Origin of the sequence: Streptomyces longisporoflavus, assembly GCF_014649775.1 — a bacterium.
In the GTDB taxonomy this organism is placed as follows: domain Bacteria; phylum Actinomycetota; class Actinomycetes; order Streptomycetales; family Streptomycetaceae; genus Streptomyces; species Streptomyces longisporoflavus.
Window position 1 is genome coordinate 1 of the sequence record NZ_BMTR01000069.1, and the last position, 10,379, is coordinate 10,379.

Genomic DNA, 10,379 nt, shown 5'->3' on the forward strand with positions numbered 1-10,379 from the left:
TGACCTCGCCCGACTACTGGGTCCGCCAGCTGCGCGGCACCGTCCGCTTCCACGACGCCGTACAAGCCCTGCGTAAAGAGGGTGTGGCCGACTTCGTGGAGATCGGCCCCGACGGCGTCCTCAGCGCCATGATCGCGTCCGGGACGGAAGGCGACGCCGGTGTGGTGACGCCCGCCCTGCGCCGCAAGCAGGACGAACCCACCACTCTCGCCCTGCTCCTTGGCCAGCTCCACACCCGCGGCGTCCGCGTCGACTGGCGGAAAGTCCTGCCCGCGGCCCGACGCGTCCCCCTGCCCACGTACCCCTTCCAGCGCCAGCGCTACTGGCTGGAGGAGTCGGCCTCTCCCGCGGACCCGGCCGCGCTCGGCCTCGAGAACATCGACCACCCGATGCTCGGCGCCGCCCTCGCCCTGGCCGGTACCGACGAGGTCGTCCTCACCGGACACCTCTCCGCGCACACCCACCCCTGGATCAACGACCACACCATCCACGACATGGTGCTCGTGCCGGGTACGGGCCTTCTCGAACTCGCCGCCCGCGCGGCCGACGAGGTGGGCTGCGACCGGATCGAGGAGCTGCGCCTCGTCGCGCCGATGGTGCTGCCGGAGCACGGCGGGATCCAGGTGTCCGTACGCGTGGGCACACCTGACGACAGCGACAGCGACACCGGTCGACGCGAGATCAGCATCTTCTCCCGCCCCGCCGACACGGACGGCGACCCGGACCGCACCTGGAACCTCCACGCCGAAGGAACTCTCGCGACGAGGGACGCCGCAGCCGGAGCCGAGGCCTCCGCGAGCGCCGCCGGTCTCACGGTGTGGCCGCCCGAAGGCGCCACGGAAGTGCCGCTCGACGGCGTCTACGAGCGGCTGATCGAGCAGGGTTACGCGTACGGCCCCGCGTTCCAGGGGATGCGCCGCGTGTGGCGGGGCGACGGCGAGGTGTACGCCGAGATACTCCTTCCGGAAGGCTGCCGCGCGGACGCGCCCCGGTACGTGGTGCACCCCGCGCAGCTCGACGCGGCGCTGCACGCGCTGCTGCCCGGCATCGTCACGCAGGACGACCAGTCGCAGCTGCCGTTCGCCTGGGGCGGTGTGACGGTGCGCGGCACGAACTCCGCTTCGCTGCGTGTCCGGCTCTCGCTGCCGGACCCCGACGCCGCCGTGTCGGAGGTGTCGCTGACCGCGGTAGACGAGACCGGCGCGCTGGTCGCGTCGGTGGAGTCGCTGGCACTGCGTCCGGTGTCGAAGGAAGCCCTGGCCGAGGCGAGCGGAACGCGCGGCGACAACCAGTTCTTCATGAAGTGGGAAGCGATCGAGCCCGCAACGGCAGACGAGCCGGCCGGTAGCTGGGCCGTCCTGGGCGACGACACCGAGAATCTGCTCGGAGGACCGGGATCGCTGCCGGACGCGATCGCGTACGCCGATGTCGCGGCCCTCGTCTCGGCCGTGGACCAGGACGCGGCGTCCGTACCCGCCGTGGTCTTCGCACCGCTGGTACCGGGCCGCACCACTGCCTCCGTGGATGTCGCCGGTGAGGTGCGCGGTGTCGTGGGCGGGGTTCTGGAGTGGGTGCGGAGGTGGCTGGGCGATGCCCGGTTCGAGGACTCGCGGCTGGTCGTGGTGACGCGCGGTGCGGTGGGTGCGGTCAAGGGCGAGGGTGTTGCGGACCTCGCGGGTGCCTCCGTATGGGGGCTGCTGCGCTCGGCGCAGTCGGAGCATCCCGGCCGGATCGTCCTGGCGGACCTGGAGGAGAGCGCTTCCGGGTCCTCCGGGTCCGAGGAGTTGGCCGGACTGTTGCGGGCCGTCGCAGGGTCCGGACACACCCAAGTCGCCGTACGCGACGGCAAGTTGCTGGCCCCGCGCCTGGTGCGTACCGCCGCCGCCGGTGCCGGTACGGGTCCGGACTGGGGCGAGGGCACGGTTTTGGTGTCCGGCGCGACCGGCACCCTGGGCGGTATCGCGGCCCGTCACCTCGTACGCGAGCACGGGGTGCGATCCCTGCTGCTGCTCAGCCGCAGCGGCGAAGCATCCGCCGGAGCGCCGGAGTTGCGCGCCGAGCTGGAAGAGCTCGGCGCCCGGGTCACCCTCGCCGCGTGTGACGTCGCCGACCGCGACGCGCTTGCCGACGCACTGGCCCGCGTGCCCGCGGACCACCCGCTGACCGGTGTGGTGCACACGGCAGGCGTCGCCGAGGACGGCGTGCTCTCCGAGATGAGCCAGGCACAGTTGGAGCGGGTCCTCCGGCCCAAGGTCGACGGCGCCTGGAACCTGCACGAGCTGACCCGCGACCACGACCTGAAGACCTTCGTCCTCTACTCCTCGCTCGCCGGACTCTTCGGCACAGCGGGCCAGGCCAACTACGCCGCAGGCAACACCTTCCTGGACGCCCTCGCCACCATGCGGCGCGCCCAAGACCTGCCCGCCGTATCCATGGCGTGGGGCCTGTGGCAGGAAGCCAGCGGCATCAGCGGCGAACTCAGCGAAGTCGACCTGCGACGCCTCAACCGCATGGGGCTGCGAGCCCTGCCGTCCGCGGAAGCGATGGGCCTGTTCGACGCGGCCCTGACGGCAGACGAACCGGTCCTCGCCCTGACCGGCATCGACACCCGCGCCCTGCGCACCCGGGGCGACGACGTACCCGCGCTGTTGCAGGGCCTCGTGCCCGCGTCGCGCAAGCGGCGGCCCGCGGCCGGCGGCGAGGCCGGAGGGGAAGCGGAGTCTCTGAGCACGCGTCTTGCGGGCCTGTCCCCGGACGAGCGCGAGCGGGTCCTCACCGACCTGGTGCGCAATGTGGTGGCCGGGATCCTGGGCCATGAGGACCCGCGGGAGATCGAGACGGACCGCGCCTTCCAGGAGCTGGGCTTCGACTCCCTCAACGCCGTCGAACTGCGCAACCGGCTGAACGCCCTGAGCGGACTGCGCCTGGCCAACACCGTCGTCTTCGACTACCCGTCCGTCGACGCGCTGGCCCGGCTCCTCGACGGGCAGCTCGCCGACCAGCACACCCCCGCGCCCAACGCCCTGCTCACCACCCTGGGCGGTCTTGAGGAGCGCGTCCGGGGCGTCGGCGACGACGACGCGCTGCGGCGCCAGGTCACCGAGCAGTTGCAGCGGCTCCTGGAGCTGACCGGGGCCGGCGGCGACGAGGACCTCGATTCCACCGACGACCTCGACTCCGCCAGTGACGAGGAGCTCTTCGCGCTGGTCGACGGGGCCGAGTAACCGCACATCGGCGGGCGGCGGCCGGTCCCGGCCGCCGCCCGCCTTCCGCACACCGACACAACAACGCAGGGAGGTCCTAGACCATGGGCAGCAGCCACTGGATACGACGGATGGGGGCGACGGGCCCCGGGGACATCCGCATGGTGTGCTTCCCGCACGCGGGCGGCTCAAGCACCTTCTTCGCGGGGCTCGCGCGGGCGCTGGCACCGGAGGTCGAGGTGCTGGGGGTGCAGTATCCGGGCCGTCAGGACCGGCACAGGGAGCAGCCGGTCGAGGACATTGCCCGGATGGCCGAGGCCGTCCACGAGGAGCTGGGCGCGCTCCTTTCGGACGGGCGCCCGTGCGCGTTCTTCGGTCACAGCATGGGCGCGCTCGTAGCCTTCGAAACGGCACTGTTGCTACGCGGAGGACAGCCGTCGAAGGAACTAACGCGTCTGTTCGCCTCTGGTCGTGCCGCTCCGCTGGCGGGGCCGCGCCCCGGCGATCTGCTGTCCGGAGACAAGGAGTTGCTGACCGAACTGCACCGCCTCGGGGGCGTCGGCAAGGACGTCCTCGGCGACCCCGAGCTGGTATCGATGATCATGCCGGCGGTGCGGGCCGACTACCGGGCCCTCGCGACATACGGCATGACCCCGGGCGCCGCGCTGGACTGCCCGGTCACGGTCCTGACCGGTGAGGCGGACCCGATCGTCTCGCCGGAAGAGGCGGCGCAGTGGCAGGGCCTCACGTCGGCTCCCACCGAGATGCGCGTCTTCCCCGGCGGCCACTTCTATCTCCAGGACCAGGTCCAGCAGGTCGCGGCAGCGGTACGCGAGTCGCTGCTCGCTTCCTGACCCGGGCTGACCCGGGCTGACCTGACCCGGGACTGACGGGACTGGCCTTGGCTGCCGCCCCTGCTACTTCGTCGGGGGCTCGTACGTCAGGTTGTGCATGGTGCACAGCTCATACAGGGTCTCCTCGAAGACCGGCTCGAGGTCGCTGTAGGCGAAGTCGAGCTGGCGGAGGATCTCCATGCACAGCAGGCCGTAGAGCTTGATCCAGCTCGACAGGAACAGGTGCAGGGCCTCGGGCGGGAGCGCGGTCCTCGTCCGGGCCGAGTACTCGGTCATCTGGATCTGGATGGAGGGTGACAGGTCGTCAAAGGCGGGCACCGGATACGGCGCTTGTTTCCATACGTCCGCGAGCTGGTCGAGGAAGACGCTCTCGAACTGCTGCCCGGCCTGCTGCCGGGGAGACTCCTCGTCCGGCTTGACCGCCGACATCACGGGGCTCGCGAACATCCAGCTGAACTCACTGGGGTGGTCGATGGCCCAGGCGCGCATCGCCCGGCATGTCATCAGGAGCCGTCTGCCGGGGCGTTCGGGAGAGCAGGCGTCGCGTGCCGCCAGCATCGTCGAGGTGAGCTCCTGATAAAAGTCCGTAATGATCGCTTCGACAAGGGCGTCATGGCTGACGTAATAGCGGTATACAGCAGGTCCGCTCATGCCCATCTCGCGGGCCACGGCGTTGACCGTCACTCCGGTGGGACCGTGCTTGCGCAGCAACTGGCGTGCTGTAGTACGAATTTCAAGAAGTGTGGCCTGCCGGCGCCGTTTCACCCAGGGACTTGACGTTTGCTGGCCCATCGCTTCGTCCTCGCAGTCGTAGCCATTGACATGATAGCTAGCCTATGGTTTGTTATAGCTCGTAAGTTAAGTCAGTGGTTAGAATATTACTGAGTAGAACTCGTACTGTCCATAGGTCAAGGCCCGGGGGATGACGATGCAGCGGAGCTTTGGGGACTGGCGGTTCGCGGCGACGGCCTTCGTCCTCGTCGCGGGAAGCGTCTGGGGCGTCTCACGCACGCTTTCCCTGCGGAACGCCCAGATCGCCCGCCTGATCGACGTGTTGGACGCGGCCGTGGCCGGAAACGCCGTGAGCCAGGGAGCTCTGCAGGAGGCGCGGCAGCGCTGACCCGGGCCTCGTCACGGCGACACCCCAGAACCGGGCGCGCAGCCGTTCCCCCGTGCGGCTGCGCGCCCATCAATCTGCGCCCGGGCAGGGCACTGCGTCCGTCCGCACTGAGTGCGTGCGCGCTTGTGGTTTCAGGTACTTCCGGTGTTTGCGGGGATGTCGGTGTTCCCGGGGTTCCCGGCGCAGACAGTCAGTTGCTGCGACTGCCGCTGTGGCCCGGCGCGTCGGACGTGCCGAGGTGCGCGTCCCTCAGGACATTCCTGAGGCACAGGGCAGGCGGGTCCAGGGAGAGGGACGTGGTGAGCGACATGCCGCCGCCCCAGGCCGGTCGCCTGCGGAACAGTTCCGGGCGTGCCGTCGTGACGACGAACACCGGTCCGCTGGCCGTCCCGCTGCATACGTTGCCCACGTAGTCCAAGAGCGTCTCGTCGGTCAGGTGCAGGTCGTCTGCCCGGTGTCGTCATGGGCGGAGAATGCCCGGCGCAGGCCCCAGACGGAGTTTTGCAGAATTTTACGCGCCGTCGTCGGAGCGTCCCCTTCCGTCCACAATGCATTAAGGAGTTCGGAGGTAGGGACCACGCGATTCGCGTTAAGCAGCAAGTAAGCCAGTGTGGCGCGCTGTTTGGTGCCGCCCAGGGCTATGGGGCGTCCGTCCTTGATGACTTCCAGAGGGCCAAGCATACGAAACCACATCAGGACTCCCCGCTTGCCTGAGATACGTACGGATTCAGTTGCTCTTCCCACGACAGCGCGACGCTGCGACAGTGGAGGGCTTCGTCGGTGGCCCGTAATCGGCCGATATGCACCGTGAACGGCTTACACGGCAATCTAACGGCGGTGAGGGACTGAAACAAGACTAATAGTGTGTGCCGCTTGACTGAAAAATTGCGGATTATGACCTTCCGGTAGCGTCTCAACTGCCGTTCGGCTCCTGACCATGCATACCGAACGGCATGGCAGTCATTGACCGTGTCCGGATCGGTCGCCCGGAGACCGCGCGATGAGCGGCCAGTGGGCGCCCGATGAGCGCCCCGTTACCCCGGCCCCGGCCATTTCCCGCACGGCCATTGCATTGCAGCCCGACGTAATTAACGCAGGCGGTCCGGGCCCCTCATTCCGAGTTACAAGAAATTCATGCAGACGTATTCTTCGGGGAGCGCCGATAATTCACCCGTGGGTCGTACGATGATGCCGCGGGGCGGAGGGGTGTCACCCATCGGGGATGCCCGTCGGCGGTGCCCCGCGGCACGGGACTCACCGGTCCAGAATTCTGGCCACCAATTCGGCGGCGCGGTCGTACGGCATACCCGCCGCACACAGCAGGGTGACCGTGGTGGCCCGGCCCGCCTCTTCGGGCGGCACATGCCCGCTGTTGGTGGCCTCCATCACCGAGAACAGCACCCCTTCCAGGACATAGCGCAATCCCTCCGCGGGGAGAGGCGAATGGAACGTCCCTTCCTCCAGGGCGCGTTGAATGAGCCCGGTACCGGCCTCGTGGACGGCGCCCAGGCGGTCGCGGATGCCCTTCATCGTCAGGCTCTGCTGGGCGAGGGAGAGCAGCAGGCGGTAGCGGTCGACGACCTCCCAGACGGCGAGGAGCGAGCGGGCAAGCGCCTCGGCGGGATCCGCGACGCCCTCGCGGCCCGTGGCGTGGGCCTGCTCCACCGCCTCGATGGCCTCGCCGATGATCGCGGCGACCAGTGCCTCACGGCTGGGGAAATGCCCGTACACGGTGCGCCGCGCCACGCCCGCCGCGACGGCGATCTGGTTCATGGACGCGTCCGGGGCGCGGAGCAGTTCGGCGAGGCCGACGTCGAGGATGTGGCGGCGGTTGGCTTCGGCTCTGAGGCTCGACGCGTGTGGGTTCATGCCTCCTAGTTGTACAGGCATGTGCAAGTACCGCTACATTGCACACGTGTGTGCAACTTGCTGTTGCGCCGCTCTGCTCCTGCCGCCCGTCGGCGCACCTGCCGCCGGGCCGGCCGCAGAGCCGGAACCAAGAACGGAGGGGGACCCATGCCGTTAATCGTCAACAAGCCGGTCGAACGGATGAACGGACCGTATGCCCGTCGCTGGTGGGCGCTGCTGGTGCTCTGCCTGAGTCTGATGATCTCGGTCATGGCGAACACCGCCCTGACGGTTGCAGCACCGGCCATGACCCGCGATCTCGATCTGTCCAGCTCCGACCTGCAGTGGGTCATCGACGCGTACACCGTTCCGTACGCCGCCCTGATGCTGCTGCTCGGCGCGATCGGCGACAAGTACGGCCGCCGCGGCTCGCTCGTGCTCGGGCTGCTCATCATGGCCGCGGGCGGCGTCGCCGGTACCTTCGCCGACACCTCTGCCCAAGTCATCGTCGTCCGCGCGGTCATGGGCTTCGGCGCCGCCATGATCATGCCCGCGACGCTCTCGCTGCTCGCGGCGACGTTCCCGCGCGAGGAGCGGGCCAAGGCCATCACCATCTGGGCGGCCACCTCGGGCCTCTCCATCGCCGCCGGGCCGCTGATCGCCGGTGTGCTCCTCAAGGACAACGGCTGGGAGTCCACCTTCCTGATCAACGTCCCGGTGTGCGTCGTCGCGGTCCTCGCGGCCTACGTCCTGGTCCCGCCGTCCAAGGCCGGCGACCGCGGCCGGATCGACTACGGCGGCGGCGTGCTCTCGGTGATCTGGTCCGGCGCCCTGATCTACATGATCATCGACGGCCCGCACTTCGGCTGGGGCAAGTCGGCGTTCACCGCCGCGGCGATCGCCGGGCTCGGCCTGCTCCTGTTCGTCTGGTGGGAGCTGCGCCACCCCCGGCCGATCCTCGACGTGCGGAAGTTCGCCGAGCGCGCTTTCGCCGGCGCGAACCTCGCCATCGCGGTCTTCTTTCTCGCCGTGTTCGGCGTCTTCTACTACCTCACGCAGCACTTCCAGTTCGTCCTGGAGTACGACCCGCTGGAGACCGGCATCCGCATGCTGCCGCTCGCCTTCGGCGTCTTCCTGGGCGCCGCGACCACCGGCGCCCTGACCCCGCGCCTGGGCGCGCGCATCATGGTGACGGTGGGCATGGTGGGCGGTACGACGGCCCTGGCGCTGCTCATCGGCACCGACGGGAGCTCCACGTACTCCGACTTCGTGGTCCCGCTCGCCCTGCTCGGCCTCTCCCTGGGCCTCGCCGTGTCCCCCTGCACGGACACGATCATGGGCGCCTTCCCTGAGTCGGAGCTCGGCGTCGGCGGCGCCGTGAACGACACCTCGCTGGAACTCGGCGGCTCGCTCGGCATCGCCGTGCTCGGCTCGGCGCTCGCCTCCTCGTACGCGGCGAACCTCACCGACGAGACCGAGGGCAGCAAGGTGCCGCCGGAGGCGCTCGAGGCCGCGAAGGACTCGGTGGGCGCGGGCAACGCGGTCGCACAGTCCTTCCAGGAGAAGGCGCAGCAACTGACCGAGCAGGCCGCGAACGCCGGGTCGCCCGCCGAGGCCGCCCAGCTCAAGCAGCAGGCGGCGGAGATCACGCAGGGCTCGAAGCAGATGGCCGACGCGGTCGGTTCCGCCTTCTCCGACGCGGTGTCGCAGACGAGCCTGATCGGCGCCATCACGCTCGGCGCCGGCGCGCTGATCGTGGCCCTGCTCATGCCCCGCAAGTCCGCCGAACCGCAGCCGCCCGCAGAGGAGGACCCACGCCCCGCCGAGCCGCAGCAGGCTCCGGTGCCGACGAGGGCGGGCCGCTGACACAGCGGCCACAGGGGCGCTGCCACCTGGCTGCCAGCCCACCTGCCTCCACGACTCAAGCCCCCGGCACGCGGATCAGCGGCCGGGGGCTTGGGTCGTTCGGTCATCCGGTACGAGCGCTGCGGCGGGGGCGGGCGACGAGTTCACCGCCGCAGTTGGGACAGGTGCCCTGCATGGCGTCGCTACAGGGCACGCAGAAGGTGCACTCGTACGAGCAGATCCGGGCAGGCGAGTCCGGCGGCAGTGCCGCACGTTCACATCGTTCGCAGCGTTCGCGCATCTCCAGGGGCATGGCGCCCAGTCTCACCGGCGAGTACCCGCCGCGAAAGCACGGGCAGGGCCTGCTTTGCGCAGGATCGGGCCTGCGCACCCGCGCGGCGCCGCCCGGTTCTACGGGACCGCGTGCAGGGCGCCGCGGTGGAAGACGATCGATGTGGTGGCCGCTGTCGTCGCCAGGTCGCAGACCCGGGCCAGGGCGAAGTGGTGGTCCCCCAGTTTGCGGATCTCCTCGACCCGGCAGTCGATCCACGCGGCGATGCCGGGCAGCAGGGGGTTGCCGAGCGGGGACTTCCGCAACGGCAGTCCGGCGAACTTGTCCCCGCCGCTGGTCGCGAACCGTGCGCACAACTCCTGTTGGTCGCCCGCCAGGACGTTGACCGTGAAGGTGTCGGAGTTCCGCATCTCCGGCCAGCTGGAGGACTTCTCGTCGACGAAGATCCCGATCAGCGGCGGATCAAGGGACACCGACACGAACGAGCCCACGGTCAGCCCCGCCGGCCTGCCCCCTGCTGTCGCCGTGACCACGGTGACCGACGTCGGAACCTCGCGCAGCACACTGCGGAGTGTCGCCGCACTGACAGGCATCTCTACGTCCGCGTGACGGCGGGTGGGCGAAGTCGTGCCCATGCTGACCTCCCGGTCGAGTCATCCTCTGTCAGACCCTGGCATCCGGACCTGGAGAGCCAGTCATCGTCAAATGGGGCGGCGTGGCTCGGCGGCGGGCGTGGTCAGCGCCAGCTGTGCGGGGCGCGGAAGCCCGGCTCGCGCTCAAGGCGGCGCCAGCCGGCCCTGGAGCGCGCGCCGCGAGGCGCGGTCGGGGCGGGGGCGCCCGCACGGGCCAGCAGGATCACGGCGATGGCCGCGAGTTCCTCGGGTTCCGCGTGCCCCTTCTCGACACGCAGCACGTTGTGGGCATGGGAAGTGGTCATGGGAGAGCGTCCTCTGTCGTGTGAGGGGGTTGGTGCCGGGACGTGTTTGTGCCGGGAAATGTTGGTGGGGGCACATGTGTGTCGGCACATGTGCGGCTGATGACCGCCTGGTTACTGCGGGGGGTTGCCGTGCTTGCGGGAGGGCAGGTCTGCGTGCTTGTTGGCGAGCATCGCCAGGCTGGAGATGAGGACCTCGCGGGTGGCGGCGGGGTCGATGACGTCGTCCACCAGGCCGCGCTCGGCGGCGTAGTAGGGGTGCATCAGCTCGGCCTTGTACTCC

The 10,379-nt window shown here is 69.6% G+C and carries 12 protein-coding genes; 4 read left to right on the plus strand and 8 right to left on the minus strand.

Going from position 1 to position 10,379, the window contains the following annotated elements:
• Positions 1 to 3,224, plus strand: a 3,224-nt coding sequence (locus tag IE226_RS42880) for a type I polyketide synthase (protein WP_190086963.1), incomplete at its 5' end; no start/stop codon positions are given.
• Positions 3,225 to 3,307: 83 nt separating this feature from the next.
• Complete coding sequence (locus tag IE226_RS42885; protein WP_190086964.1) at positions 3,308 to 4,057, plus strand: thioesterase II family protein; 750 nt, start codon at positions 3,308 to 3,310, stop codon at positions 4,055 to 4,057.
• 63 nt (positions 4,058 to 4,120) lie between these two features.
• Here the strand turns inward: IE226_RS42885 and IE226_RS42890 are convergent, their stop codons facing one another.
• Complete coding sequence (locus IE226_RS42890; protein WP_190086965.1) at positions 4,121 to 4,849, minus strand: TetR/AcrR family transcriptional regulator; 729 nt, start codon at positions 4,847 to 4,849, stop codon at positions 4,121 to 4,123.
• 130 nt (positions 4,850 to 4,979) lie between these two features.
• Between IE226_RS42890 and IE226_RS42895 the strand changes: the two genes are divergently transcribed.
• Positions 4,980 to 5,177: a hypothetical protein gene (locus tag IE226_RS42895; protein ID WP_190086966.1), complete on the plus strand. Its 198-nt coding sequence runs from the start codon at positions 4,980 to 4,982 to the stop codon at positions 5,175 to 5,177.
• A gap of 190 nt (positions 5,178 to 5,367) precedes the next feature.
• Here IE226_RS42895 and IE226_RS42900 read toward each other — a convergent pair whose 3' ends face one another.
• The 3 genes from IE226_RS42900 to IE226_RS42910 all read right to left on the minus strand — a co-directional run bounded on the left by IE226_RS42900 (position 5,368) and on the right by IE226_RS42910 (position 7,046).
• On the minus strand, positions 5,368 to 5,595 hold the full coding sequence (locus IE226_RS42900; protein WP_190086967.1) for a hypothetical protein: 228 nt from the start codon (positions 5,593 to 5,595) through the stop codon (positions 5,368 to 5,370).
• A 14-nt stretch (positions 5,596 to 5,609) separates the two neighbouring features.
• Complete coding sequence (locus IE226_RS42905) at positions 5,610 to 5,870, minus strand: AfsR/SARP family transcriptional regulator (RefSeq protein ID WP_190086968.1); 261 nt, start codon at positions 5,868 to 5,870, stop codon at positions 5,610 to 5,612.
• Between the two features lie 561 nt (positions 5,871 to 6,431).
• On the minus strand, positions 6,432 to 7,046 hold the full coding sequence (locus tag IE226_RS42910) for a TetR/AcrR family transcriptional regulator (protein WP_229871964.1): 615 nt from the start codon (positions 7,044 to 7,046) through the stop codon (positions 6,432 to 6,434).
• 147 nt (positions 7,047 to 7,193) lie between these two features.
• Here IE226_RS42910 and IE226_RS42915 point away from each other — a divergent pair, with 147 nt between their 5' ends.
• Entirely contained in the window at positions 7,194 to 8,891 is a 1,698-nt protein-coding gene (locus tag IE226_RS42915; RefSeq protein ID WP_190086970.1) for a DHA2 family efflux MFS transporter permease subunit, read from the plus strand.
• A 103-nt stretch (positions 8,892 to 8,994) separates the two neighbouring features.
• On the opposite strand, the gene IE226_RS42920 is transcribed toward IE226_RS42915, so the two are convergent.
• From IE226_RS42920 to IE226_RS42935, 4 genes are all read right to left on the minus strand, one after another.
• Positions 8,995 to 9,183, minus strand: coding sequence for a DUF1272 domain-containing protein (locus IE226_RS42920; RefSeq protein ID WP_190086971.1), 189 nt, complete (start codon positions 9,181 to 9,183; stop codon positions 8,995 to 8,997).
• A gap of 98 nt (positions 9,184 to 9,281) precedes the next feature.
• Positions 9,282 to 9,797, minus strand: coding sequence for a flavin reductase family protein (locus IE226_RS42925; RefSeq protein ID WP_190086972.1), 516 nt, complete (start codon positions 9,795 to 9,797; stop codon positions 9,282 to 9,284).
• A gap of 101 nt (positions 9,798 to 9,898) precedes the next feature.
• Entirely contained in the window at positions 9,899 to 10,099 is a 201-nt protein-coding gene (locus IE226_RS42930) for an acyl-CoA carboxylase subunit epsilon (RefSeq protein WP_190086973.1), read from the minus strand.
• 111 nt (positions 10,100 to 10,210) lie between these two features.
• Positions 10,211 to 10,379 (minus strand): carboxyl transferase domain-containing protein (locus IE226_RS42935; protein WP_308429606.1); only part of this gene is annotated, 169 nt, incomplete at its 5' end.